This is a genomic window from Pseudarthrobacter phenanthrenivorans Sphe3, assembly GCF_000189535.1.
Lineage (GTDB): Bacteria > Actinomycetota > Actinomycetes > Actinomycetales > Micrococcaceae > Arthrobacter > Arthrobacter phenanthrenivorans.
Genome location: NC_015145.1, coordinates 628,138 through 653,348 on the forward strand (window position 1 = coordinate 628,138; position 25,211 = coordinate 653,348).

A 25,211-nucleotide genomic window follows, 5' to 3' on the forward strand; every position below is an offset into this window, starting at 1 on the left:
GGGGACGTTCAACGTCGAGGAGGAACCATGAGCAATGCTGCCATGGACAGCATGAAAGTCAGGCCGGGGCGCACAGCCGGGGCCGCGCAGCCAAGGAAGGTTCAGCGATGAGCACCCAGCAAACGGCGGCTGTGAGTGAGTCGGCCCAGACCCGGCGGGCGGTCAGCAACATCCTCAAGGGCTCTGCCGGCAACCTGGTGGAGTGGTACGACCTGTACGTCTACACGGTCTTCGCCGCGTACTTTCAGTCCCACTTCTTCAACTCCAAGGACGACCTCCAGGCGGGCCTGGAAGCGATGGCCGTCTTCTCGACGTCGTTCCTCATGCGGCCCATCGGCGCCTGGTTCTTCGGCAGGTACGCGGACCGCAAGGGCCGCAAGGCCGCGCTGACCCTCAGCGTGACCCTGATGTCCGCGGGGTCGTTCGCCATCGCCATCCTGCCCACAACCGAGCAGGTGGGCGTCTGGGCACTGATCCTGCTGATCCTGATCCGCCTGGTCCAGGGCTTCTCGGTGGGCGGCGAGTACGGCACCAGCGCCACCTACATGTCAGAGGCCGCAACGTCCAGGCGACGCGGCTTCTTCTCCAGCTTCCAGTACGTCACCCTGATCGGCGGCCAGATGCTGGCCCTGCTGGTCCTGGTGATCCTGCAGAACGCCATGCCCAAGGAAGACCTGACGGAATGGGGCTGGCGGATTCCGTTTGCCCTGGGCGGCGTCGCGGCGCTTGTGGTCCTCTGGCTCCGGCGCTCAATGGAAGAGACCGTTTCGGAGGAGCAGGTCCAGGCGGCAAAGACCCCGGCCGGGATTGGAGTTGCCCAGCCCGGCACCATGAAGCTGCTGTTCACCCTGTACTGGAAGCCGCTGCTGGTCTGCATCGGCGTCACCCTCGGCGGCACCGTGGCGTTCTACACCTACACCAACTTCATCCTGAAGTTCATGAACGATACCTCCGGCATCGCCAAGACCGACACCTCGGTGATCAACTTCTGGGCGCTGTTCATCTTCATGCTCCTGCAGCCGGTGTACGGCATGATTTCGGACAAGGTGGGCCGCAAGCCGCTGCTGCTGTGGTTCGGCATCACCGGCGTCCTGTTCACCTGGCCGCTGCTCTCCACCCTGTCCAACACCAAGGACCCCTTCACGGCCTTCCTGCTGATGATGAGTGGCCTGGTGATCGTGGGCGGCTACACCTCCATCAACGCCCTGGTGAAGGCCGAACTGTTCCCGGCCTCCATCCGCGCCCTTGGAGTCGGCCTGGGTTACGCGATTGCGAACTCGCTGTTCGGCGGGACCGTTCCGCTCATCGGCGCAGCCTTCCAGAAGGCCGAGCGGGTTGACCTGTTCTTCACTTACGTCACCGTGGCCATTGCCCTCTCGCTGCTGGTGTACATCTTTGCGCTGAAGAACAAGAAGGCAACCCACCTGGACCAGGAGCAGGGCCATGCGTGGGTGCAGGAGCGCAAGGACGGCGACAAGGACAAGGACAAGGACAAGGACCTGCTGGGCGTCTAGCACCCGGGGGCGCACCTTCGGCAGGTGAGATGACGACGACGGGTGACCACCCGCCGTCGTCCGCCACCGCGCCGGAACGCTCTGTCACTTGTTGCGGAAAATCCCGGGACGCTCTCTCACTCTCATCAGGAAAGTGAGAGAGCGTCCCGGGATTTCCAGCGTTAAGTGAGAGAGCGTCCGGTCCGGCGCGGCCCCCCCGTGAGCGCGAGACCAAATCGAGTGCAAAGCGTAACCCCGCCGGCATGGTCCCCCGCCGCCGTCGCTGTTTCACTGGGAGGAGGCGGGTTCCCGTTTTAGCGTGCCGGGGGAGGCAACTGAGGTGTTTCGTTTTCAGCGTCTGATTGCGTTGGGCGCCGTGATGGGACTGGCGGGGTGTGCAGCGCCAGCCCCGCCGCCGGCGGAGCCGGAGCTCCTCACGGCCGACGGCGTCGAGCGGGTCTCGGTGGACCGTGCGGACTACGCCGCTGAACTGCGCTCCTTCCGGGCTTCCACGTATGTCCTCGGCGAAGCGTTGCTGGCCGACGGCGGCGACGGTGCCAACGGGAACGTGGTGTCCTCGCCCGGGAGCTTCCTGATTGCCCTCGCCATGCTGCGTGCAGGTGCCACCGGCGGGACCGCGGCGGAGATGGACAGCATCCTGCAATTTCCCGCTGAAAAGCGCGATGAGGCCATGAACTCGGTCCTCCGCTCCCTCGAAAAGTTCGACGGCGACCCTGGCACCGTGGATGAGGACAACCCGCCGCGGAAGCCGGTCATGCACTCGGCCAACGGGCTGTTCGTGGACAATGACGTGCCTACCGGGCAGGCCTTCCTGGACACCCTGGCACGGCATTATGGAACCGGCGTTTATCCCGTGGATTTCAGCGATGAGGGGACAACCAAGCCCGCCATCGATGCCTGGGTGAACAGGAATACCGGCGGCAGGATCAAGGAAGCCCCGGCAGAGTACGACCCCGACAACACCTTCAGCCTGCTCAACACGTTGTACTTCGCCTCTGCCTGGAGCACACCTTTCGATCCGAACGCCACCTCTGACCTGCCCTTCACCACAGCGGCGGGCGAGGAAATCAACGTGCCGGCCATGCACAACGAACTCAGGATGAAATATGCGGAAGGCGCGGGCTGGCAGGGCGTGGATCTTCCCTATGCCGATGGTTTCGTCATGCGCCTGGTCCTGCCCGCGGAGACCTCCCCTGCAGCTGACACAGCTGCTTCCACCGACACTCCCGCCCCTGCGGCCTTCGCAGCGGAGAAACTGACGGAAATCGCGGACACGTTTGATGCGGCCCAGCCTGCGTCAGTCCGGATCCAGCTGCCGCGCTGGGACCACAGGTCCAGCTTTAACCTCCGCAAGGTCTTCGAGGCGCTGGGACTGGAGAACATGCTCGGCACCACGGAGGACTTCAACAACATCCAGCCGCAGATGATGATCACCCAGGCCGCCCAGGCTGCCAACATCACGGTGGCCGAGAAGGGGACCATTGCCGCCGCGGTGACCCAGATCAACGGAATGGCCACCAGCGCTCCACCGGAGCCCGAGCGGACCATCGAGTTCGACCGGCCGTTCCACTACCAGATCGTGCACGGTGAAACCGGGCTGCCGCTGTTCATGGGAACTGTCGCCGACCCCCGGTGAGAACGTCCGGGACCGTCCGCCGTCGTCCCCGCCCTCAGACGCTCCATCAGCTAATGCAGGAAAAGCCGGAACCCTCTTGCACCGGGTGCAAGAGGGTTCCGGAAAAACGCACATCAAGTGAGAGAGCGTCCGGGGTGGGGTGGGGTGGGTGGCGGGCTAGCGGATCCCGCCCTGCCACAGGGCATCGAACGGCGCACCGGACGCCACGCGGTTCCGGGTGCCTGCGGTTACGAAAGCTTTGGCAGTGCGCGCAGCCTCAAGCGGGGACGCCCCCTTGGCGAGCTCGGCAGTCACGGCAGCGGCCAGCGAGCAGCCGGCGCCGGACACCGCCACCTCGCCCACCTTTGGGGCGCTCAGGACTTCCATGGTTTCGCCGTCGTAGAAGACGTCCACGGCGTCCGGGCCTTCCAGCCGCACCCCGCCCTTGGCGAGCACGGCGGCGCCGCTGAGCTCATGGATGCGGACGGCGGCGGCCTTGAGGGACTCAACGTCCGTGATGTCCAGGCCGGACAGCGATTCGGCCTCGAAGTGGTTGGGCGTGACGAAGGTGGCCAGCGGCAGGATCTGCGCCTTGAGGGCTTGATCGGTGTCCAGCGCGTGCCCCGGCTCCTGGCCCTTGCAGATCAGGACCGGATCCAGGACCACGTTGCCGAACCTGTTGTCCGCCAGGGCGCCGGCAACGGTGGCAATGGTGGCCGGGCTGCCGAGCATACCGATCTTGACGGTGTCCAGCACCGGCCTGCCGTCCAGCGGCTCCCCGTCCCGCGCGGGACCATAGGCCGCCGTCGTTGCCTCCAGCTGGTCCGCGATGACCTGCTGATCCACCGGGACAAAGCGGTGGTTCCAGCTGTCGTTCGGGTTGAACGAGACGATGCAGGTGAGGTTGGCGATGCCAAACACACCCAGCTCCTGGAAAGTCTTCAGGTCCGCCTGGGCGCCTGCGCCGCCGGTGGCTTCGGAACCTGCAATGGTGAGGACTACCGCCGGAGCGGCAAAGGGCTGGGGTGCGTCAACGGAAACGGAAGTCATGGCACTATCCTGCCATCCGCCGTCGGACGCTTCCTTGTGGTGCTGAACAGCCGGGACAGGCCAACGGTGTTCAAGTCAACGGTGCTCGGGACCAAGGGCAGGGGCGCCGTCCCCGCCGGCCTGCTCTTCGCCGGCCAGGTTGAGGCGTACGAGCCGCCACACGGCCAGGCGTCCAAGGGCCAGCGAGCAGCCGCCGGTGAGAGCGGCGCCGGCAGCAAAGGTCAGCAGGTAATCCGGCCGCGGTGCCGGGCCCGCTGCGATCAGCGCGAAGACAAGTCCCAGGGCAGCACCCAGCCCCGCGAAGGCTGCCACGTGCAGCCACTGGTTGCGGACCGGCTGGAGCAGGATGGCAAGGGGTGCTCCCAGGCAGAAGGCCAGGACTATCGCCGGCAGCGCGCCGTAGCCCACGGTCATCAGCAGGGCGGGCCAGAAACCGAACCAGTGCCGCACCATGAATGCCAGCACGGCCGCTGCGCACACCAGGCTGACCAGTGTTGCCAGGGCCAGCGCACCGGTCCCCAGCACCACCCTGCGGGGCCGGCTCACGCCCTGCCCCTGGCAATCTGCTGGAGGGCCCGGCCAAGTTCCGGCTGGCTGTAGACGAATCCGGCGTCCAGCAGTTTCTGCGGCTGGACCCAGCGGCTCTTCAGCACCAGCTCCGGCTCGGTCCGGATCAGCACGGCGCCGGCGCGCAGCAGCCAGGCGGGCGTGGGGAGGCCAGCAGGGGAGCGGTGTGCACGCCGGACCAGCCTCATCAGTTCACGGTTGGACACTACATCCGGGGAGGCAACATTCACGGGACCGGTGATGTCCGTCCTGGTGTGCAGGAACCGGGCGCACCGGTACAGATCCTCCACATGGATCCAGCTGAACCTTTGCCGGCCGCTGCCCATGCGTCCGCCCAGCCCAAGCCGCGCCAGGACACTCAAGGGGCGCAGCGCTCCGCCGCCCCGGCCCAGCACGATGGAGATCCGCAACGGGATCTTCCGGGTTCCGGGGGTGGCGGCGGCATCCAGGGCCGCTTCCCACGCCCGGGCCACCTCCACCGAGAAGCCACTCCCCAGTTCACCGTCGCTTTCAGTCTGGGGACGGTCGACGGCGTCCCGGTAGATCGTGCCCGTGCTGGCATTGAGCCAGGTCGACGGCGGCTGCCGGCATTGTGCGACAGCGCGGCCGAGTGCCGCGGTGGTGTCCACCCTGGAGTGGAGGATGGCGGCTTTGTTGCGCGCGTTGTAGCGGCAGGACACGGAGCGTCCGGCAAGGTTGATGAGGAGTTCGGCACCGGCCAGTACCCGGGTAAGGGCGGCGCCGTCGTCCCAGTTCGCCCACGCTTCGCCCGCTGCGGCGCTGCGCCTGCGGCTGCCCCGGCCAATGCTGCGCACCGTCCAGCCGTCAGCTTGGAAGCGGGCACGGAAGTATGTGCCGATGAAGCCGGACGCCCCTGCCAGCACCACTGTCCTCGTCCTGTCCATGGTTCCTTCACGGTTGTTGCCCGCTGTGCCGGCACTAGTCATTGATGGTCCTGCGCAGGCTGAGGGCCTCGTCCACGAGTTTGCCGGCTCCTGGCAGCCGCGCCATCGAGAGGACCCTGGCCAGCAGCGGGACGGCCCCGTCCACGAGTTTCCGGCTCCGCCGCTGTTCTTCCGAGCCGTCGTAAACCCAGAAAAGCGTCAGGCCCATGTATGCGAGCCAGAGCAACTCAGGCAGGGCGGGACGGAGCTTCGCGGGCGCCTGCGGGCGTGCCCCATCGAGTGCAGACCGGAAGATTGCCTGCGACGCCTCCCGTGCGGCTGCGGAATCCGCAGTGAACGGGTTGGCCGGGGAACTGGGCCGGATTGCGGTGGCCAGGAAATCGCCACCGAACCGGTGATAGGGCCCCATCACGTCCAGTCCTGTGTGCAGGACCGCCTTCAGTCGCCCTCCGAGGTCAGAGCTGTGCGCCATGGCCTCGGCGGCTTTGGCAGCGTGCTCCTGCTGGATCTGCAGGTACAGCTCCTGCACCAAGTCATCCTTGGAGGCGAAGTAGTAGTAGGCATTGCCCACAGAGATGCCGGCCTCGGCGGCTATGGCCCTCATGGTGGTCTTGGCGAAGCCAACCTCACGGAACATCCGCAGCGCAACGTCGGCTACCAGCCGGCGGGTCTGCTCACTCTTGACCGCCATTGAATCCCCCCGGATTTGAACATGTTCAGGAGAAGTATGGCACAACTGGACCTTGCCAGTTCGTCCGGCCCTGGCAGCGCCTGCCGGCGGTTTTCCGCTGCAGTGGGAGAATGGGCTGACAGTGCTAATACAGCCGGTCCTCCCGCTCCCCGGAGGCCGAGCGAACCACTACGGACGGACTTCCCCCATGGCATCAGCTCCAGGCCACAGCGCCCTGCCCCACACCCCTGCGACGCCGGGAGGCGCACGCTTCGCCTCGATCGGTTCCCCCTATTTCGGAATCATGCTGGCCATCATGGCCGTGGTGCTGATCCTGTCCAACATCGGTGCGTCCAAGGGTGTTGCCATTGGACCGATCATCACGGACGGCGGCTTCTTCCTCTTTCCGCTCGCCTACATCCTGGGCGACGTCATCAGCGAGGTGTACGGCTTCAAGGTGGCGCGCAAGGCCATCTTCACCACTTTCGGGCTGTCCGTTTTCGCGTCGCTGTGCTACTGGGTGATCATCGCCCTCCCGGGCTTTGATGATGAGTTCGGGACGTCCAAGCAGGCAGCCCTGGAGGGTGCCCTGGGCCCGGTGCCGCAGATCGTGCTGGCTTCGCTGCTGGCCTTCCTGGCCGGACAGACCATCAACTCGTGGATCCTGGTGCGCATGAAGGCCCGCTCCGGGGAAAAGTCCCTGTGGGCCCGGATCATGGGTTCCTCGGTGGCAGGGGAATTCGTGGATACGCTGATTTTCTGCAGCATTGCCGCCCCGGTCATCGGAATCGGAGACTTCGGCACGTTCCTGAACTACGTGGTGGTGGGCTTCGTGTACAAGACCCTCGTGGAGTTCATCCTGGTGCCGGTTACCACCCTGGTGATCCGTTGGGTGAAGAAACGGGAACCAAGCTACGGGGCCCCGAACGCTGCGGTGACGGACGCCGCATAGCCGCCGCCCGGCGTCGTACCCGCCAACTGCGGCGAAACCGCCGGAACGCTGCGTGCCCGCCGGGTGGCCGCGTCAGCCCTTGAGGGCACCGTCCAGCAGGGCGCGGAGCTCACGGAAGTGCCGTTCCGTGGCTTCGGGATTGAACGCCGAGGTGTCCGCCATCGAGTAGCCGTGCGGTGCCCCCGGGTACACCTGGTTGGAAGCCGTGAGTCCCGCAGCCTCCAGCGCAGCACCCAGCCGGGCTACGGCGTCGGGAGCCATACTGGGGTCGCGGTCGGCGTGGCCGAACACGAACTGCGCCCGGGCCCGGGCCAGTCCCAGGTGCGGGCTGTCCGGCTCATCCGTGGCCAGCCCGCCGCCGTGGAATCCGCCGCATGCTGCCACGACTTCCGGGTGGGCCGTAGCAGTCCTGATCGCGAGGCGGGCTCCCATGCAGTAGCCCACCGTGCCAATGGGGCCCGGCTGGACGCCGTCCAGCGCACCGACGGCCGCCACCCACGCGTCAATGTCCCGCAGCGCCCGCTCCGCCGTCAGCCGGCCGATCCGGGCGAACGCCGGCCTCCCGGCCGCCTGCCTGCCCTCGGGGGTGGTCATGTCCGCTTTCGGGGCAAGTTCCGCAACCGTCCCCTCCCGGTAGAAGACGTTCGGGGCCAGGACCACATAGCCCCAGTCCGCCACGTGCTGGGCCATTTCCTGGATGCGGGGCCGCAGGCCGAAGGCGTCCATGTACATAATGACGCCGGGGAAAGGGCCGTCGCCGGAGGAGGGGCGGGCCACAAGGGCTTCGGCGGTGCCTTCCGCGGCGGGAATTCTGATGAGCATCCGGTCAGGATACCGGAACCGGTTTCGACGGCGGCTCTGCCGCTATGAGTAGTACTGGCCCAGGGTCTCGGCCTTGAAGTCAAAGAACGTGCCGTCCTCGATGGCGAGGCGGGCGTCGTCCACCATCTTCACCACGAACCGCTCGTTGTGGATGGAAATCAGCGTGGCGGAGAGCATTTCCTTGGCCTTGAAGAGGTGGTGGATGTAGGCGCGGGAGTAGTTGGCGCAGGCGTAGCAGTCACATCCGTCCTGGAGCGGGCCGAAGTCGCGCTTGTACTTGGCGCCGGAGAGGTTGAAGCGGCCCTGGGGCGTGTAGAACGCCGAGTTCCGTGCCACCCGGGTGGGGGAGACGCAGTCGAAGGTGTCGGCTCCGTTCTCGATGGCAGTGAAGATGTCGTCCGGCTCCGAGATCCCCAGCAGGTGGCGCGGCTTGTCCTCGGGCAGTTCCTCGTTGCACCAGCGGACGATCGTGCCAAGGTTCTCCTTCTCCAGGGCGCCGCCGATCCCGTAACCGTCAAAAGGCATGGCACCCAGGTCCCGGCATGCCTTCCGGCGCAGGTCCTCGTACTGGGCGCCCTGGATCACGCCGAACAGGGCCTGGTACGGCTTGCCAACCCGGGACGAGGTCAGCCGGAAATGCTCCTCGAGGCAGCGAAGGGCCCACAGCCGCGTGCGCTCCAGGGACTCCTCCTGGTACCGGCGCGAGTTCTGCAGCGTGGTCAGCTCGTCGAACGCGAACATGATGTCCGCCCCGATCTGGTGCTGGACCTGCATGGAGATCTCCGGGGAGAACCTGTGCCGGTCGCCGTTGAGGTGGCTCTTGAACCACACCCCGTCGTCGTCAATGTGGGCCAGGCGCTCCTTGCCGGGGGCCACCGCGTCATCCGGCCCCGAGGCATCCACCGATTTCATGTCGATGACCTTCTTGAACCCCGAGCCCAGGCTCATCACCTGGAATCCGCCCGAATCGGTGAAGGTGGGCCCGGGCCAGTTCATGAAGGCGCCCAGGCCGCCGGCCTCATCCAGGATGTCCGCCCCGGGCTGCAGGTACAGGTGGTAGGCGTTGGCCAGCAGCGCCTGCGCCCCCAGTTCGGCCATGGACTCCGGCAGCACCGACTTGACGGTGGCCTTGGTCCCTACGGCAATGAACGCCGGTGTCCGGATGTCCCCGTGCGGAGTTGACATGGTGCCGGTGCGCCCCAGGAACCGGCCGCCGTTTTCCGCTGTTTGCGTGGACGACGGCGGGCAGGATTCGGCCAGCCGGGTGCCCACCGTGAAGGAAAACTGTGACTGGTCAGCTCGGGCGGAAGGATCAGCGGGCAGGGCAGGGGCAGGGTTGGCTGGCACGCTACCAGTGTGCCAGCTATCCCTGGCTGTCCGTCAGCTGATCGGTTCCGATGTGGGGTAGTTCTCAGCCCGCCAGGCGTCCCACGACGAGCGGATGGCGTCCAGCCGGCCGGCGCCGAGGTCGTAGGTGGAAGCGATGACCATGGACCCCTCGCCTTCTGCGCGTACGTCCTTGATGGCAGGATGGTCGGCCACCACCAGGAGTCCCTCGCCGTGCTCCGCGTAGCTGTGGACAGTGACGCCCACCTGGTGGCTGGTCCGGTACCAGACTTTCCCGCTGATCTCCTCGCCGGTGCCCAGGGTCAGCTGATAGGGCTCGCCCGGCTCCGGGAGGCTGGCCAGGCCCAGCTTCTCGATCGCGGAGCCCTGCCCTTCCGTCAGGTGCAGGAACAGCGTGTGGCGCTTGCCGTGCGGGTGGCGTTCCAGGGCGAAGCGGAGCTGCTGGAGGAACGTGAGCCAGCCCTGGGTGATGTCCTCGTCCCAGGCGGCCCACTCGGAATTGTGGTCCAGGGCGCCGCGCGTCACGCTGACCTGGGTTCCGTTGGGCACCGGTTTAAGCTCGAACGTGTCCCCGCCGTGGACGGTGAGGCTTGTATGGTCCGGCGACTCCACAACGTCATCGGAGAAGTAGATCTCCTTGATCTCTGCGTCCAGGTCCTCAGCCTGCCAGCCATGCCATTGGGCTACCTTGGACGGTTCACGCAGCATGGTCCAGACCTGCGGCGCATCGGCGTTGATCACTACGCTCAGATTGTTCGTCATAGCCCCGAATGTACAACTCCCGCCCGGCGGCGGGTAGGGGTAATTTGCCCCTGGTGGACGCGGGGCCCGGGCAGGGGCAGCCCTAGGCGCGGACGGCCTCGAGCTCGTTGCTGATGCGGCGCTCCAGTTCGCCCATGCCGATGGTTTCCGAACCGCCGTGCGCGCGCAGGAAGAGCAGGGATTCCAGCCGGAGCAGGCGCCATTCCCGCTCCGCGTCGTGGTTGGAGTTGTCGATGGAGCGGAAGATTTCCTTGTCATACAGGTTGGGCTCGTTGAGCGAGCGCTGGCGGACCTTGGCCGCCATCCTGGCCTTGAAAGGATCTGTTTCCTGGTTTTCCGGCGTCCGGATCAGCTTTTCGTACACCTCTGCCCGCTCCGCCTGGCCGTCCTGCCGGCAAATGTAGCTGGACAGGGCCAGGGACGCCTCCACCGAGGCCCACCGGCCCGGGTTCCCGTCGAAGGGCAGGACGTTGAGCAGGTCTGCCACGGCCAGGGCACCGTCCGCGTCCTTGAGCGTGATGAACAGTTCGTGGGCCAGATCGCTCAGGTCCTTCAGGCAGCTGCCCGACTTGAAGTTGACCCCCTTGGCCAGCCGGTCGGCCAGCAGCAGGACTCCCATGGCATCCGGGTGGGCTTCCGCGGCAGCCTCCACCACCGATTCAGGCGTTCCCTCGGGCCCGGGAATCAGCGCAAGGTCCTCCTCGCTGGGTCCGCTCACCGCCGGCGGGACCGGAGGGAGGGGAGGTACGACGACGGCGGGCGCGGCAGCACCGGGCGCGGGCTCTTCGCCGGGCTGCTGGGCCTGTGCCTGCCCCGCATCTCCCGCTGCCGGGGCAGGGAGGCCTGCTGCCGGCGGAAGCTGCGTGGCGGCGTCGGGCGTTCCGTCCACAACCTTCACCGCAGTGCCCACGGCGATGCGCAGGGTGCCGCCCCCGGAGAGGCTGGCAAGCACCAGTGCGGGCGCTCCATAATCGTCCCGCTCAAGCTCGACCTGGTGTATCTCGGCCGTCCGCGCGCCGTCGGGCAGGACGATGTGGGTGCCGGTACCCAGGGATCCAGCCTGCTGTTCACGATGGGGCCGGGCGGCTGGTGTTTCGGTCATGGGAGTCCTTAAGTTCTCTTGCGGTCCGCCCTACAGTCTACAAAGGCGGGCACCGGAAATCGGGGACCCCCAGGTTGCAGCGGCGGCGTCAGAAGCCCACGCCGGCGTAGGACAGCGCCTGGCGGATGAGGCCGCCGCGGCCGCCCGAAAACTCCATCTGGACGCCCGGGCTGAGGACTTCCTCGGGGGTCATCCATGTCAGCTCCAGGGCATCCTGGCGCGGCTCGCACTCGCCGGTGACCGGGATGACGTAGGCAAGCGAGACGGCGTGTTGCCTGTCGTCGGTGAAGCCTGTCTGGGACGGTGCGGGGAAGTATTCCGCCACCGTGAAGGGGACGGGACTGATGGGCAGCTGGGGGAACGCCAGCGGTCCCAGGTCCTTTTCCATGTGCCGCAGCAGGGCGGCACGGATGGTTTCGCGGTAGATGACGCGGCCCGACACGAGCGAGCGGACCATGGTCCCGTCCTCGTCCGCCTGCAGCAGGGTTCCTACCTCGTTCACGAACCCCAATGGGTCCAGCCTGACCGGAACTGCTTCCACGTACACCATGGGCAGCCGCCCGCGTGCCTCAAAGAGGTCTTCTTCGGAGAGCCAGCCGGGATTCGGGTCAGGTGTGCGCACGTTCATGGTTAAGTTCTACCCCATGGGACCCTGCGGGGCGGGTGATGCTCCGCTCCCGGCGGAATGCGTCGGCCGGGCCGGTCAGCCGTGGCGCCCGGAGATCCAAAGGGTGCCCGGCACGTGCTCGGCGGCCCCTGCCCCAGCATCCGGGTTGGCCACGTGAAGCGTGCGGGCGAAGGCTTCCTCCGTGACGCTGACCTGGAAACCAGCGGCGGCAAGCCTTTCCTGCAGCGGTTCCAGGGCGCCGTCGTACTCAAAGCCCAGGCCGGAGCGCGGCGATCCCAAGGCCGGGCGGACCATCAGTACCCCGCCGTTCTTGGCTGTGAAGTCCGCGGTGTCGTCCTGGTCCGGGACCGGGCGCGGCCGGGCGCCCAGGTGCTGCAGGGTGCGGGCGGCCGAGCCGGCATCCGGCGTGAACCAGACGCCGACGACGGCCAGCGCGGGATCGGCGTCGGCACACTGGGCGAAGTGGGCCGCCTTGTCCGCCAGGAAGGTGAAGCCGTCCGGGGCCGTGATCCTGCAGGCCTGGCCATGGTCGACGTCAACCAGTTCCGCAGGCGCAGTCCCGTCCTCGTCTGCGGCCAGGTTGGTGCGCCGGGCGAATTCGGCCAGGTCGCCCACCTCCACTGCCATCGCGGTGGTGCCGTCCTCCGCGGCTCCCCCGGGGACGGCGTGGAGGGCCAGGCGGCCCGAGCCGGCGTCGAAAACCTGCCAGTCGCCGTCGTCCTCGGTGCGGACCATGCCCAGGGCGGTAAGGAGCCGGTCCCAGGTGTCGGGGCGGGAGGTGAAATGAACGGGGCGCACACGGAGCATGGGACTGTCCTTAGTTCTCGTATCCACGGAAGGTATGGCCATGATGCCACGGGCAGGTCCCTTGTGGGGCGGAGCGGCAGGAGCAGAATAGGGGCCATGGCCACTGAACTCGAGGAACTGCTGCTGCCGGACGCCGCCGCGTGGCGTACGTGGCTGGCGGAACACCACAACACCAGCCCGGGGGTGTGGCTGGTCCTGCACAAGAAGGGCGGCAACGTCACGGAACTGGACTACAAGGCGGCGCTGGACGAGGCACTGTGCTTCGGCTGGATCGACGGCCAGATGCGGCGCCGCGACGAGCACACCTCGCTCCAGCGGATGACGCCGCGCAGGCGCAGGAGCCCGTGGTCGGCGAGGAACGTCAGCAACGTGGCACGGCTGGACGCCGAAGGCAGGATGACCGAGGCCGGATGGGCCGCCGTCAATGAAGCGAAGGCTGACGGCCGGTGGGACAATGCGTACGGCGGGCAGGCCGTGGCTGAACTTCCGGCAGACCTGGCAGCAGCCATCGCTGCTGTCCCGGAGGCGCAGGCGATGTTCGACGTCCTCACCAAGACCAACCGGTACGCCCTCATCTACCGGGTCAATTCGGCAGTGCAGCCCGCCACCCGGGAGCGGCGGATCGCCGGATTCGTGGAGATGCTGGCCCGGGGTGAGGCGCCCTTTCCGCAGAAGAAGCGCCCGGGGGATGCCCCGTAGGCGTTCGGGACTGGCATTACGCGGACTGTTGCGTCCGATTGGCCGGCCGTCTGCAGGCCGGTAGGATTGACGGTTCAATTGCGCTGGTGCCGTTCCCCTGCTGGGGGAGCGGCACTTGTGCGTTCAGCGACGGATTGAAAAAACGATGCCCCGGAATCTCCTCGGAACTGCACTTCCTGTCCTCAAACGCCGGCCCGTCCCTTGGTTGCTTGCCGCGGTGGCCGCTTCCCTGGTCCTGGTGGTTTCCCTGCTGCTCGCCGGCACGGTCCGGCAGGATGCTGCCGCCGTTGCCGGCAGGGTCCTTGACGGTGTGGCGTCCGCCCAGGCAGCAGCCAGGGAAGGCAACGGCCAGTACGCGTCACTGTGGCTCAAGGGCAATGACAGGACGCTGGCCGAGCGCGGCAAGGAAGTGGCGGCGGAAGGTGCCGAGGACGTCCGCAGCATCGAGTGCGGCACGGGATGGCTGGCCGGCGTCCGGGTGGAAGGCCAGGTCTTCCTGCGGAGCAGCGCGGCCGGCGGGACTGTTGAAGATACCGCAGCCGTGCGCCTCCCGGACTGCATCAGCACCGAAGCGCGCGATGCCCTGCTCGCGGACCTTGGCGTGCAGCGGACGTGGCCGCAGCCTCCTGTCGGAAGCCTGGAGCCGCCTGCGGGGGAGTACCGCCCGGCCTACCATCTCACGCCCGACCAGCGGTGGATGAACGATCCGCAGCGCCCGTTCTTCCTGGACGGGAAGTGGCACTACTACTACCTGTACAACGCCGACTATCCGGAAGGGAACGGCACCGAGTGGTTCCACGCCACCAGCACGGACCTGGTCCACTGGAAGAACGAGGGCGTGGCAATCGGGAAGTTCCGGAACGGGCTCGGCGATATCGAGACCGGGACCGCTGTGGTGGACACGGAAGGAACCGCCGGTTTCGGCAAGGGTGCGGTGATCGCGGTCCTTACCCAGCAGCATGACGGCGTCCAGCGGCAGTCCCTGTTCTACTCCACGGACAACGGCTACAGCTTCCGGAACCATGAACAGAATCCGGTGATGGAGAACCCCGGAGCGGAGCACTGGCGCGATCCCCGGATCGTGCGGGACGAGGCCAACAACCAATGGCTGATGCTGCTCGCCGAAGGCCACAAGATCGGTTTCTACACGTCCCCCGACCTCAAGGAGTGGACGTACGTGTCCGCGTTCGAACGTGACGGGCTGGGGATCCTTGAGTGCCCCGACTTTTTCCAGCTTGACGTGGACGGCGACCCCGCCAAACGGACCTGGGTGCTGGCAGCCAGTGCCAACGGAACCGCCGAAGGCCGCACCACCGGCCTGGCCTACTGGACCGGCGGCTGGGATGGCAAGGGCTTCACGCCTTCGTCCCAGGAGCACCAGTGGCTCGACGGCGGCTCAGACTTCTACGCCGCCGTCACCTGGGACGACCCCCGCCTGACGGACGGCCAGCGGAAGGCTTCCCGGCATGCCATCGGCTGGATGAACAACTGGGCCTACGCCCGGCAGTTGCCCACTGACGGGTGGTTCGGGGCGGCCTCCGTGGTGCGTGACATCCGGCTGGTGTCCGACGGCGGCCGGCCGGCTTTGGTTTCCCAGCCCACCCCGGCACTAAAGTCCCTGGAAGGCAGCCCGGAACAGGTTGCGCCAGGCACAGTCACGGAGGGTGCCAGCTCCGCCCTGCCTGTCCCCGCCAGCGGCGCTTTCAAGCTGGACCTTGAACTGGAGAAGCCGGCATCCGGGACCGGTGAAGCCCGCGTCCTCCTTGAAAGCGGCGGGAAGGCCTACGCCACGCTGGGTTACGACTTCGCCACCGGGAAGGCCTTCGTGGCCAGGGACGGCGACGATGTTGCCGCGGGCGTCTCGCGGGCCGGCCTGGAAGCCGGCAGCGACAAAGGCCAGGCGGAACAGCGGGTGGGTGAATACCGTAAGGTCCGTGCCGCGGAGGCCAGGACCAGCGGGGATACTGTGCGCCTGACTGCCTACGTGGACAGGTCATCGGTGGAGGTCTTTCCCGCCGGCGGCAACGAAACACTCACGTCGCTCCTGTTCCCGCCGCCGGGCGACAGGGGAGCGGCGCTGACGGCGGCGGGCGGCGCGGTGACCGTGAGGGGCGGTGCCGTTACACCGCTTGCGGGCATCCGCTGATCAGGCCTCGATTGATGGGGGCTGGATTGATCAGGACTCGATTGAGTCGGGTTCGAGTGGGAAGGCCACGCCTTCGCCCACCACCCGCAGGCACAGCTCCATGCCGGGCCGGGCGATGGAGGCGTTCCAGTGCCGGATAGTGATGATCTCGCCCCCGCCGGGGTAGCGGTGGTCGGGGATGGCGGCCAGTTGCGGCGGCACCGAGAGCTTCAGCCGCACGGTGGTCTCTGGACCGAAGTAGTCCGTGTCCACCACCACTCCGCGGATGTTGCTGCCCTCGGCAATCCGGATCTGCTCCGGCCGCAGCATCAGCTGCACCCGGCCCTGCGCCGGCGGCCTGCGCACGGGAATGGCGCCCAGGGAGCACGTGGCCAGCGATCCTTCCAACCAGGCATCGAGAATGACGGCGTCGCCGAGGAACTCGGCCGTGGCCCGGTCCGCGGGCCGGGTGTACACCACGAACGGGTTGCCGATCTGGGCAAGCTTGCCGCCGCGCATCACCGCAACCTGGTCCGCGAAGGACAAGGCCTCGGCCTGGTCGTGGGTGACCAGGATGGTGGTGACCCCGGCCTCGTTCAGGACCTTCGCCACGGCGCGGCGGGTAGCCACGCGCAGCCCGGCGTCGAGCGCTGAAAAAGGCTCGTCCAGGAGCATCAGTTCGGGCTCCCGGGCCAGTGCCCGGGCCAGGGCCACCCGCTGCTGCTGACCGCCGGAAAGCTGGTGCGGGCGGCGCTTGGCCATGGCCGGGTCCAGGGACACCATCTCCAGAAGTTCGCTGACCCTGGCAGCCACAGCGGCGCGGCCGCCCGGAAGCCGGTCCGCGTCCAGCCCGAAGGCGACATTCTGCCCAACGCTCAGGTGCGGGAACAGTGCTCCGTCCTGGGCCACATACCCGATGTGGCGTTTGTGCGCAGGGACCCACACGCCGTCGCCCGCCACCTTGGCACCGTTCAGGGAGATACTGCCCGTGTCCGGGTGCTCGAACCCGGCGATCAGCCGCAGCAGGGTGGTCTTTCCCGATCCGGAGGGGCCCACGATGGCCGTTGTTCCGCCTTTGGCGACGGAGAGGTTGACGCCCTTCAGGACCGCCTGGCTGCCAAAGTTCTTGGTCACGTCCGTGATCTCGAGATGGCTGTTGGTGGTGGTGGCAACCGAGGGGGCGACCCGCGGCTCCGGCACCCGCGAAGGGGCTTGTTCTGTCACTGTCCGGCTACTTTCTTGGACTGCTGGAAGAGGAGGTACGTCATGGGCGCGGAGAGCAGGATCATCAGCAGGGCATACGGTGCGGCACCGGCATAGTCGATTTCACTGCTCTTGCTCCAAAACTCGGTGGCAAGGGTCCGCGTCCCGTTGGGGGACAGCAGCAGGGTGGCCGTCAGCTCGTTGGCGATGGCAAGGAACACCAGCGCGGCACCTCCCGCGGCCGCCGGCGCGGTGAGCCTCAGGGTCACGCGGATGAAGGACACAAGCGGCGGTTTGCCCAGCGCCTGGGCGGCCTCGTCAAGTTCCTTGGGCGCCTGCGCCAGGCCGGCACGCAGGCTGACCAGGGCGCGGGGCAGGAACAGCAGGACGTAGGCGGCCACCAGCACCCCCGCTGTCTGGTAAACCCCTGGAACCACCCGGATGCTCACCGTGACGAACGCCAGTCCCACCACGATGCCCGGCAGGGAGCTGGTGATGTAGTTGGAGAGCTCCAGCGACTTGCTGAACCAGCCGGGATGGCGGACGGCCAGGTAGGCCATGGGGAAGGCAACCACCGTGGTGGCCGCCGCCCCCGCCAGCCCGTAGCCGAGGGTGGTCAGAAGCGCCGGCACGAACTCGTCGGCTGACCAGACGGCCGCTCCGCCGGAAAGCACCCAGCGCAGCACAAAGAACAGGGGCACGCCGAACGCCAGGGCCGTGAGGGCCAGCAGGAACAGCTGGGCAGGGAACTGGTAGGCATGCAGCGGCAGGCGCAGGGCCTTGGCCTGGGCGCCGGGGCCGATGCGCGCGTAGCGGGCGGTGCCGCGGCTCCGGACTTCGGCCAGCAGCAGGAGGAGGCAGAAGAACACCAGCACGCTGGCCAGCATGTTCCCTGCGGCGCCGTTGAACGTGGACTGGTACTGCACCATGATCGCCGTGGTGAAGGTATCGAACCGGATCATGGCGAAGGCCCCGTACTCCGCCAGCAGGTGCAGGGCAACCAGGAGTGCGCCGCCGGTCATGGCAATCCGGAGCTGCGGCAGGACCACTCGGAAGAACGTCCGCCAGGCGCCCAGGCCCAGTGCGCCTGCGGACTGCTCGATGGCGGGGTCCAGGCGGCTGAGCGCGGCGGCCGCGGGAATGTAGACCAGCGGGAAGTAGGACAGCGTGGCGATCAGGACACCCGAGCCCAGCCCGCCGAGGGAAGGGATCGCCGAGACCCACGCGTAGCTGTTGACGAACGCCGGGATGGCCAGCGGCGCAGCCAGCAGCACTGCCCAGATTTTGGCCCCGCGCAGTGTTGTGCGCTCCACCAGCCAGGCCCCCGCCACGCCCAGGACCAGGCACAGCGGCACGGTGAACGCCATCAACAGGAGGGTGTTCAGCAGCAGTTCGGCCACGCGTGGCCGGAAAATGAGTTCGACGGCGGTGTCCCAGCCGGTTGCCACGGTCATGTACACCACGTAACCCAGCGGTACGAGTGAAAACAGGGCGATCAGCACCGCCAGCGCGGACACTGCGGAAACGCCGAAAGGCGGGCGGGGGCTGCTGCCCCGGCCCGCCGTCGTCGTGCTCCCCCGAGGGGGAGCCGATAGTTCGGAGGTCACGAAATTACAGGAGTCCTGCCGCGGTCATCAGCTCGGTGACCTTCTCGGAGTTGAGCTTGGCGGGGTCCACGGTGGGAGCCTGCAGCTCGGCGATCGGAACCAGCTTCTCGTTGGCCGGGACGTCTGATGCGATGGCGTACTCGAACGAGGTGCCGTCCTTGAGGACTTCCTGGCCCTTCTTGCCGGTGACGAACTTCAGGAATGCCTGGGCAGCCTCGGCATTCTTGGAGGTCTTCAGGACGCCGCCGCCGGAGACGGACACGAACGCGCCCGGATCCTGGTTCTTGAAGTAGTACGGGGAGACGTTCTTGGAGTTCTCGCCGGTCTTGGCCTGGTCGCCGTAGTAGTAGTAGTGGTAGATGAGGGCGGCATCCACTTCGCCGGCGTTGACGGCCTTCATGGCGGTGCTGTTGCCCTTGTAGGCCTTGTAGTTGTCCTTCATGCCCTTGAGCCATTCCTCAGTGGCGGCCTCGCCCTTGAGTTCCAGCAGCGCCGAAACGATGGCCTGGAAGTCTGCGCCGGACGGGGAAGCGGCCCACTTGCCCTTCCACTCCGGCTTGGCCAGGTCCAGCATGGACTTGGGCAGCTGGTCTTCGGTCAGCTTGTTCTTGTCATAGACCAGGACGGTGGAGCGGGCAGCGATGCCGGTCCACTTTCCGGTGGAGGGGCGGAACTCGGCCGGCACCTGCTCAAGGGTGGCGGCGTCCACGTCCGCGAACAGTCCGGCATTCTCAACCTGCGTCATCGCGGGGGAGTTCTCCGTCAGGAAAACGTCGGCCGGCGAGGCGTCGCCTTCCTGGATGATCTGGTTGGACAGTTCGGTGTCCGAGCCCTGGCGCATGGTGACCTTGATGCCGGTCTCTGCCGTGAAGGCGTCGATCCATTCCTTGGTCAGGCTCTCGTGCTGGGCGTTGTAAACCGTAATCCCGTCCCCCTCAGCGGAGGCGGCGGACGAACCTGTGGCTGCAGGGGTGGTGCTGCCGCCGCAGGCGGTCAGTCCAAGTGCTGCGGTGGCGGCAAGCGCAATGCCGGCCAGGGCGCTGTTGCGGATCTTCATGGAGGGACTGCTTTCTGGGAAACGTGGGGCGGACCGGGGTCCTCGCGGGCTCTGGGGAAGGATGCCCACGTCTGGAACTGTAGGGTAGGCAAACCTAAGTTCAAAACCGGAAAGCGCTTTAAGTGATGAGGGTCACATCAATTACCGAACTATTGCGTGACCTAATTCCCGCTGCGGGCTTGAAGGGTTGCTGCTGCCTCCAGGGCCATCCAGGCCTGCAGCTGGGTGGAGAGTTCGACGGCGGTGCCTGGCGGGAGCGTTTTCGTTGCCCTTTGTGACGTGTGCAGGGAGAAGATGCTTGCGCCCTGGTCCTTTTTTGCACCTTCGCCGGCTTCCACGCTGCGCTTTCCGGACCAAAAAGCCTCCGCGGTGTCCCTCACCAGGCGGCCCGCCATCGCCCGGGTTTGCCCCGGGAGCCTGGCATCGGAAGCGGCGAGGGCCAGGTAGCGGCAGAGGATTCCGGTGAACAGGCCGCCGTCGCCCGTCCCCTCGCAACGCAGCACGCGGGTGTCCTGAGCGGCGCCCCCGGGGACTGTCAGCAGCCGGTCCACCGCTTCCACCACCGCCGCAGCCCGGGCCAGGTTTGCTTTCCCGCCCAGTTCCAGGAGGGCGCCCAGGACGGGGCCCTGGTTGTAGGTGTAGACGGCCCGCTCCACCACCACCTCGCCTGCCGGATTGAGCCGGGCGCCGTCCAGGTACAAGCCCTGGGCCGGGTCGAACAGGGTGGCATCCAGCCAGTCCAGCAGGGCCTGGGCTTTCTTCCCGTGCCCCGTCCGGGCGTAGTAGAGCGCCACGGGGGCCGTGGCCGGGGTGTTCTTGAAATCGCGCTTCTTGCTCCAGAAAACGCCACCGCCCAAGTCCTCCGTGGAGGCGGCATCAAACTCAAGGGTCAGGGATTTCCGGACGGCCGCATTGCGGCGGCGTCCCGGCCTGCGGGTCTCTTCCGCCAGCTTGTCCAGGCGGTGGGTGGCCAGGGCGAGCCAGGCCATGTCGTCGTAGTAGTTGTTGACGAACGTGAAGGCGTTGCGCAGGCGGATCCCGGTGACCAGCCGGGAGGCCAGCCGTCCGGCGCTGGGGCGGTTTGCGCCATTGAACCTCGCAGCCGGGGTTGCGCCGCTGCCCAGTTCCCGGCGGCCGGTGTCCACCAGGCAATCCACATAATGGGCCTGCCACCAGTAATGCCAGGGAGCCAGGAGTGCGCCCTTTGGACCGTTGCGCCAGCGGAGCCGGGGCCATTGGACGGCGGCAAGGTGGGTGCCCGGGAGGAGCAACAGCCTCCTGCCGAAGAGGGCGGTCACGGACCGGGCAGCGTGGTTGGCGCGGTCCTGCCAGGCGGCAGGGTCGGGGGCCGGGCTGGTCATGGCTTCCACCCTATCGCCCGCCGGCCTCACGCCCGTCCGGCCGCGCACACCCGCCCGCCCGCCGGCCTGCCTGCTGGTGCGGGTCCGGCGGATTTCAGTTAACATTCACTAACTAATACCCGGTAGCCGCATGCGCGCCGGACCCGGCATCAAGGAGGATGTATGGACGTGGCAGGCACTGTTGCATTGGTTACCGGGGGCGCCTCAGGCTTGGGTGCGGCAACCGCCCGCCGCCTGTTCGACGGCGGCGCGTCCGTGGTGCTGGTGGACCTCCCCTCGTCAGAGGGGGGAACGCTGGCGGACGAACTGAACGCCGCCGGCACTGCGGGCAGGTCGGCCGTGTTCTGCCCCGCGGACGTGACCAGCGAGGAGGAGGTGCGGGCCGCCGTCGAGACAGCTGCCGGGCTGGGACCGCTCCGCATCGTGGTGAACTGCGCCGGCATTGCCACTCCCGGAAAAGTCCTGGGCCGGGAGGGCGTGCTGCCGCTTGAGGCGTTCACCCGGGTCATCCAGGTCAACCTCGTCGGCACGTTCAATGTCCTGCGGCTCGCCGCCCAGGCGATGGCGGCCACGGAGCCGGCCGTGACACTGCTGGGCGGCCCCGAACGCGGCGTGATCATCAACACCGCCTCCGTTGCTGCCTTCGAAGGACAGATCGGGCAGCCGGCGTATGCCGCGTCCAAGGGCGCTGTCGCGGCGATGACCCTGCCCATCGCCCGGGAGCTCGCACGCTCGCTGGTCCGGGTGGTCACCATCGCGCCCGGGATCTTCGAAACGCCCATGATGGCCGGCCTGCCACAGGAGGCGCAGGATTCCCTGGGCGCGCAGGTGCCGCACCCCTCCCGGCTCGGCAGGCCCGAGGAATACGCCAGCCTGGTGGCACATATCGTGGACAACGCCATGCTGAACGGGGAAACCATCCGCCTGGACGGCGCCATCCGCATGGGCCCGAAGTGACTGCGCCCATGATGGCGGGGGACAGCCTGCCGGACCTGCCGTCCGCGGACTTTTTCGCCTTTGAATCCCTGCTGGACCAAAAGGAGCGGGACAAGCTGGCTGAACTGCGGGAGTTCCTGGCGGCGGAGATCGCGCCATTCGCCGGGGACTGGTGGAACAAGGCAGAGTTTCCCGCGCATATCCTGCCCAAGCTCGCCGCCCTGGAGCTGAGCACGCCGGCCCAGCGGGGCTACAGCCACCTGTTTGCGGGTCTGGTCATCGCCGAGATGACACGCGTGGACACGTCCATCGCCACGTTCTTCCTGGTGCACCACGATCTCTTCGTCGAATCCCTCTACGCCTTTGGCAGTGAGGACCAGAAGCGGCGGCTGCTGGATGCCGCCGCGAACCTGGAGATCACCGGCGCCTTCGCCCTCACGGAGCCCAATCACGGCTCGGACGTTGCCGGCGGCATGGAAACAGGGGCAAGGCGCATTTCGTCCGCAACAGGAGAGGCGGACGACGGCGGCACCGCCTGGGTGCTGAACGGCGCAAAGCGGTGGATCGGCAACGGGACGTTCTGTGACTACATGCTCGTGTGGGCCCGGGACGAGACGGACGGCTCGGTGCGCGGATTCATCGTGGATGCCACGCTGCCGGGCGTCAGCCGGACCCGGATCGAGAACAAGACAGCCCTGCGGACGGTGCAGAACGCGGACATCCTGCTAACGGACGTCCGCGTGGCGGAAGCAGACCGGTTTGCTTCCATCAACAGTTTCGAGGACACCAAGGAGCTGCTGCGCGGCTCGCGGATCATGGTGGCGTGGCAGGCCGTGGGCCAGCAGCTGGCCGCGTTCGACGTTGCCCGGCAGTACGCCGTCGAACGCCATCAGTTCGGCCGCCCGCTGGCGCACTTCCAGCTGATCCAGCAGCAGCTGGTGACCATGCTGGGAAACGCCGTGGCAAGCATGGCGATGATGGCCGGCCTTGCGCGGCTGCAGGACGAAGGCGCTGCGGACATGCCGCAGGTGGCGCTGGCGAAGTCATACATCAGCGCGCGCATGCGTGAAACGGTGGCGCTGGGCCGGTCAATCCTGGGCGGCAACGGGATCCTGACTGACTACCGGATGGCCAAAATCTTTTCGGACGCCGAGGCCATCTACACGTACGAGGGGTCCTTCGAAATCAACACGCTGATCGTTGGCCGCGCCGTCACGGGCATCTCAGCCATTACCTGACCCGCGAGGGCCCGCTCACTCGGCGGGCAGCTTCTCGCCCGCCTCCACCCGCACGTCCAGCGAGTTGTTCTTCACCGGCATGGGGCAGGTGCCGTACGGGGTGAAGGCGCTGGGGTAGTTGATGGCGCGGTTGAAATCCAGGACCACGGAGTTATCCGGGCGCGGCCGGGGCAGGGAGAGCTTCCGCCAGTCATCGGTGCTTTCGCCGTTGGTTTCATCATGGAAGGTGACGGTGAGTGCGCCGAGTTTTTCCTCCTCGGCCTGAAGCCGGAACTCGTGGCTGCTGCCGGGAAGGCGGAACACCACCTCGCCCACGGAGCGGTGCACGCCGTCCACCAGGGGATTTGCGGTGGCGATGGGCACATCCACAGGTTCGGGATAGGGCTCGAACCTGCCGGTGACTTCCCACTCGGGGTTGTAGGGGAAGGTGGGAACGCCGCCGAATTTCGTGAGGACGGGCGAGCCCGAGTCCCGGGTGCGGATGGCGTAGCGGCCGGCCCGCATGGCGAGTTCCACCACCACCTGGTCACCGCTGGCGCCGCCGAACTGCACCCACATCAGGGACTCCTCATCGGCGAGGGCGGCGCTGATGGTCCCGCTGACTGCTTCTCCTGTCTCCACCAGGGACAGTCCGTCCGCGGGCACTGCGGTGAGTGCCGCCGTCGTACCATCCGTGGACCACAGGCCTGGTGCCAGGTCAACGGGGGCGGGGGAGTCCTCCAGCCACTGGAACGAGGTGAGGGTCAGCCAGCCGTGGCGGGTGGCGAGGGCCTTGTTGCGGTTGTCGCGGAAGCGCTGCCAGCGCTCCAACCTGGCGGGGAGGGTGCTCATGGTTCCTTTCAGACGATGGTTGCCCCGGCTACAACCTCGCTGCGACCGCGTTCATTCCGGAGTGCGGCGACGAGGAGTATCCTCGGACCCACCACAGAGGCCACCACGTCATCAGGGGAGTTGTCATGAGAATCGCGGTCCTTGGCACGGGCACGGTGGGGCGCACGCTCGCAGGAGCCTTCAGCGCCCTGGGACATGAAGTGGAACTGGGGACACTCGACCCGGGCCGTACTGCCGGGCGCACTGCCCCGGACCGGACGGGCGGGCCGCCGTTCAGTGACTGGTACGCGGCGAACAGGCACATCGGGCTAAAGACTTTCGCCGGGGCTGCCGGAGGCGGGGAACTGGTGGTGAATGCGACCAGCGGGGTGGGAGCGCTGGAAGCCCTCGGCGCCGCGGGGGCTGCCCGGCTTACCGGGAAAGTGCTGGTGGACGATTCCAACCCGCTCGATTTCTCCCAGGGCATGCCGCCGGTACTGAACCCCGTGAACACTGACAGCCTCGGCGAAAGAATCCAGCGGGCTTTCCCGGCCGCTCGGGTGGTTAAGACCCTCAATACGATGAACGCCGGTCTCATGGTCAACCCGGGCAAATTGGCGGGCGGTGACCACTCGGTGTTTGTCTCAGGCGATGACGAAACGGCCAAGGCCACGGTCACGGCACTCCTCCAGGCGCTGGGGCACCGCGACGTCGTCGACCTTGGGGACATCACCACGGCCCGCGGCGCTGAAATGCTGCTGCCGCTGTGGCTCCGCCTCTACGCCGCGCTGGGGACCCCTGATTTCAACGTCAAGGTGGTCCGCACTGTTGAATAGGTGGGATGGACATTCTTGCGGGAGTAAGCAGTGAGTGGCTTAGGGCGCTCACCTGGATAGCCGCGGGCGTGGTGGGGGCGGGCCTGCTCGTGTGGCGGCCGCGGCGGCCGGACCTGGCGTTGCTGGCGTCAGTCGTGGTTTTCATGGCCGCCAGTGTGGGCGCGGGGATTTATGTCCTGAACCACCTGGGCGACGGCCGCTGGGGCGGGGACGCGCAGGCAAAGCTGAGCCCGCCGCCGCTCTCGGACGCCCCGGTGGTGGGGGATTTCCTCGAACCGCTGGAGGGCTTGCTGGGCAGTGTGACTGACGGGGTCAACGAATTCGTGGACTTCCGGTCCGCACTGCCGGTGGCGCTGGACTTCTTCGCCGCCGCAGGGTGGGCCCTTGCCCTCTCCGTGCCCGCAGCGCTGGTGGTCCTGGTGGGGAATGCCCGGGCAACCCGCCGCCGCAACGCCGAATTCGCCGCCTATAAAACGGAGACTGAACAACTCCGGGACGAGCTCAACCGGGTCAAGCGCCATGTTGGTTACCCGGCCGATGACATTTTTTGAGATGAATTCCGCCATGTCCCGGCACTGGGGGTAGCATCGATAGCTAG

Annotated in this window: 24 protein-coding genes; 9 read left to right on the plus strand and 15 right to left on the minus strand. The window is 67.2% G+C overall.

What is annotated here, in order from left to right:
* Positions 1-107 precede the first annotated feature (107 nt).
* Together ASPHE3_RS03040 and ASPHE3_RS03045 are read left to right on the plus strand one after the other, a co-directional pair.
* Complete coding sequence (locus tag ASPHE3_RS03040; protein ID WP_013599764.1) at positions 108-1,514, plus strand: MFS transporter; 1,407 nt, start codon at positions 108-110, stop codon at positions 1,512-1,514.
* 358 nt (positions 1,515-1,872) lie between these two features.
* Positions 1,873-3,150 (plus strand): serpin family protein, encoded by a 1,278-nt coding sequence (locus ASPHE3_RS03045; protein ID WP_013599765.1) that lies wholly within the window; start codon positions 1,873-1,875, stop codon positions 3,148-3,150.
* Between the two features lie 156 nt (positions 3,151-3,306).
* Here ASPHE3_RS03045 and ASPHE3_RS03050 read toward each other — a convergent pair whose 3' ends face one another.
* The 4 genes from ASPHE3_RS03050 to ASPHE3_RS03065 form a co-directional block, all read right to left on the minus strand.
* A complete protein-coding gene (locus ASPHE3_RS03050) occupies positions 3,307-4,179 on the minus strand; it encodes a hydroxymethylpyrimidine/phosphomethylpyrimidine kinase (RefSeq protein WP_013599766.1) in 873 nt (290 codons plus the stop codon).
* Between the two features lie 75 nt (positions 4,180-4,254).
* On the minus strand, positions 4,255-4,725 hold the full coding sequence (locus ASPHE3_RS03055) for a hypothetical protein (RefSeq protein WP_013599767.1): 471 nt from the start codon (positions 4,723-4,725) through the stop codon (positions 4,255-4,257).
* On the minus strand, positions 4,722-5,651 hold the full coding sequence (locus tag ASPHE3_RS03060) for a TIGR01777 family oxidoreductase (RefSeq protein ID WP_041651929.1): 930 nt from the start codon (positions 5,649-5,651) through the stop codon (positions 4,722-4,724). The genes ASPHE3_RS03055 and ASPHE3_RS03060 overlap by 4 nt, the downstream gene beginning before the upstream one ends.
* A gap of 34 nt (positions 5,652-5,685) precedes the next feature.
* The gene (locus ASPHE3_RS03065) at positions 5,686-6,342 is read right to left on the minus strand and encodes a TetR/AcrR family transcriptional regulator (protein WP_013599769.1); all 657 of its coding nucleotides are present in this window, start codon (positions 6,340-6,342) and stop codon (positions 5,686-5,688) included.
* 187 nt (positions 6,343-6,529) lie between these two features.
* Between ASPHE3_RS03065 and ASPHE3_RS03070 the strand changes: the two genes are divergently transcribed.
* Positions 6,530-7,273 (plus strand): queuosine precursor transporter, encoded by a 744-nt coding sequence (locus tag ASPHE3_RS03070; protein ID WP_013599770.1) that lies wholly within the window; start codon positions 6,530-6,532, stop codon positions 7,271-7,273.
* A 72-nt stretch (positions 7,274-7,345) separates the two neighbouring features.
* Here the strand turns inward: ASPHE3_RS03070 and ASPHE3_RS03075 are convergent, their stop codons facing one another.
* The 6 genes from ASPHE3_RS03075 to ASPHE3_RS03100 form a co-directional block, all read right to left on the minus strand.
* On the minus strand, positions 7,346-8,095 hold the full coding sequence (locus ASPHE3_RS03075) for a dienelactone hydrolase family protein (protein WP_013599771.1): 750 nt from the start codon (positions 8,093-8,095) through the stop codon (positions 7,346-7,348).
* Between the two features lie 42 nt (positions 8,096-8,137).
* On the minus strand, positions 8,138-9,442 hold the full coding sequence (gene tgt, locus ASPHE3_RS03080; RefSeq protein WP_013599772.1) for a tRNA guanosine(34) transglycosylase Tgt: 1,305 nt from the start codon (positions 9,440-9,442) through the stop codon (positions 8,138-8,140).
* Between the two features lie 33 nt (positions 9,443-9,475).
* A complete protein-coding gene (locus ASPHE3_RS03085) occupies positions 9,476-10,204 on the minus strand; it encodes an SRPBCC family protein (protein ID WP_041651931.1) in 729 nt (242 codons plus the stop codon).
* An 82-nt stretch (positions 10,205-10,286) separates the two neighbouring features.
* Positions 10,287-11,306 (minus strand): DUF6707 family protein, encoded by a 1,020-nt coding sequence (locus tag ASPHE3_RS03090; RefSeq protein ID WP_013599774.1) that lies wholly within the window; start codon positions 11,304-11,306, stop codon positions 10,287-10,289.
* A gap of 88 nt (positions 11,307-11,394) precedes the next feature.
* Positions 11,395-11,934, minus strand: a complete 540-nt coding sequence (locus ASPHE3_RS03095; protein ID WP_013599775.1) for an NUDIX hydrolase family protein — start codon at positions 11,932-11,934, stop codon at positions 11,395-11,397.
* Positions 11,935-12,009: 75 nt separating this feature from the next.
* Positions 12,010-12,741 (minus strand): VOC family protein, encoded by a 732-nt coding sequence (locus ASPHE3_RS03100; protein WP_013599776.1) that lies wholly within the window; start codon positions 12,739-12,741, stop codon positions 12,010-12,012.
* A 96-nt stretch (positions 12,742-12,837) separates the two neighbouring features.
* On the opposite strand from ASPHE3_RS03100, the gene ASPHE3_RS03105 reads away from it, so the two are divergent.
* Both ASPHE3_RS03105 and ASPHE3_RS03110 read left to right on the plus strand, forming a co-directional pair.
* Positions 12,838-13,440, plus strand: coding sequence for a YdeI/OmpD-associated family protein (locus ASPHE3_RS03105; RefSeq protein ID WP_013599777.1), 603 nt, complete (start codon positions 12,838-12,840; stop codon positions 13,438-13,440).
* Between the two features lie 145 nt (positions 13,441-13,585).
* Complete coding sequence (locus ASPHE3_RS03110; protein WP_013599778.1) at positions 13,586-15,586, plus strand: glycoside hydrolase family 32 protein; 2,001 nt, start codon at positions 13,586-13,588, stop codon at positions 15,584-15,586.
* Positions 15,587-15,616: 30 nt separating this feature from the next.
* On the opposite strand, the gene ASPHE3_RS03115 is transcribed toward ASPHE3_RS03110, so the two are convergent.
* The 4 genes from ASPHE3_RS03115 to ASPHE3_RS03130 all read right to left on the minus strand — a co-directional run bounded on the left by ASPHE3_RS03115 (position 15,617) and on the right by ASPHE3_RS03130 (position 20,793).
* Entirely contained in the window at positions 15,617-16,789 is a 1,173-nt protein-coding gene (locus ASPHE3_RS03115) for an ABC transporter ATP-binding protein (protein ID WP_049786021.1), read from the minus strand.
* The gene (locus ASPHE3_RS03120; RefSeq protein WP_013599780.1) at positions 16,786-18,375 is read right to left on the minus strand and encodes an ABC transporter permease; all 1,590 of its coding nucleotides are present in this window, start codon (positions 18,373-18,375) and stop codon (positions 16,786-16,788) included. The genes ASPHE3_RS03115 and ASPHE3_RS03120 overlap by 4 nt, the downstream gene beginning before the upstream one ends.
* A gap of 4 nt (positions 18,376-18,379) precedes the next feature.
* Positions 18,380-19,432 (minus strand): iron ABC transporter substrate-binding protein, encoded by a 1,053-nt coding sequence (locus ASPHE3_RS03125; RefSeq protein WP_013599781.1) that lies wholly within the window; start codon positions 19,430-19,432, stop codon positions 18,380-18,382.
* A 161-nt stretch (positions 19,433-19,593) separates the two neighbouring features.
* Positions 19,594-20,793 carry a glycoside hydrolase family 76 protein gene (locus ASPHE3_RS03130; protein ID WP_013599782.1) on the minus strand — a complete coding sequence of 400 codons (1,200 nt, stop codon included), beginning with the start codon at positions 20,791-20,793 and terminating at the stop codon, positions 19,594-19,596.
* A 162-nt stretch (positions 20,794-20,955) separates the two neighbouring features.
* Between ASPHE3_RS03130 and ASPHE3_RS03135 the strand changes: the two genes are divergently transcribed.
* Both ASPHE3_RS03135 and ASPHE3_RS03140 read left to right on the plus strand, forming a co-directional pair.
* Positions 20,956-21,750: a 3-hydroxyacyl-CoA dehydrogenase gene (locus tag ASPHE3_RS03135; RefSeq protein WP_013599783.1), complete on the plus strand. Its 795-nt coding sequence runs from the start codon at positions 20,956-20,958 to the stop codon at positions 21,748-21,750.
* An 8-nt stretch (positions 21,751-21,758) separates the two neighbouring features.
* The gene (locus ASPHE3_RS03140; RefSeq protein ID WP_013599784.1) at positions 21,759-22,967 is read left to right on the plus strand and encodes an acyl-CoA dehydrogenase family protein; all 1,209 of its coding nucleotides are present in this window, start codon (positions 21,759-21,761) and stop codon (positions 22,965-22,967) included.
* 15 nt (positions 22,968-22,982) lie between these two features.
* On the opposite strand, the gene ASPHE3_RS03145 is transcribed toward ASPHE3_RS03140, so the two are convergent.
* Complete coding sequence (locus ASPHE3_RS03145) at positions 22,983-23,798, minus strand: DUF1684 domain-containing protein (RefSeq protein WP_013599785.1); 816 nt, start codon at positions 23,796-23,798, stop codon at positions 22,983-22,985.
* Positions 23,799-23,923: 125 nt separating this feature from the next.
* Here ASPHE3_RS03145 and ASPHE3_RS03150 point away from each other — a divergent pair, with 125 nt between their 5' ends.
* The gene (locus tag ASPHE3_RS03150; protein ID WP_013599786.1) at positions 23,924-24,613 is read left to right on the plus strand and encodes an NADPH-dependent F420 reductase; all 690 of its coding nucleotides are present in this window, start codon (positions 23,924-23,926) and stop codon (positions 24,611-24,613) included.
* A 5-nt stretch (positions 24,614-24,618) separates the two neighbouring features.
* Complete coding sequence (locus ASPHE3_RS03155) at positions 24,619-25,164, plus strand: hypothetical protein (RefSeq protein WP_041651936.1); 546 nt, start codon at positions 24,619-24,621, stop codon at positions 25,162-25,164.
* Positions 25,165-25,211 lie beyond the last annotated feature (47 nt).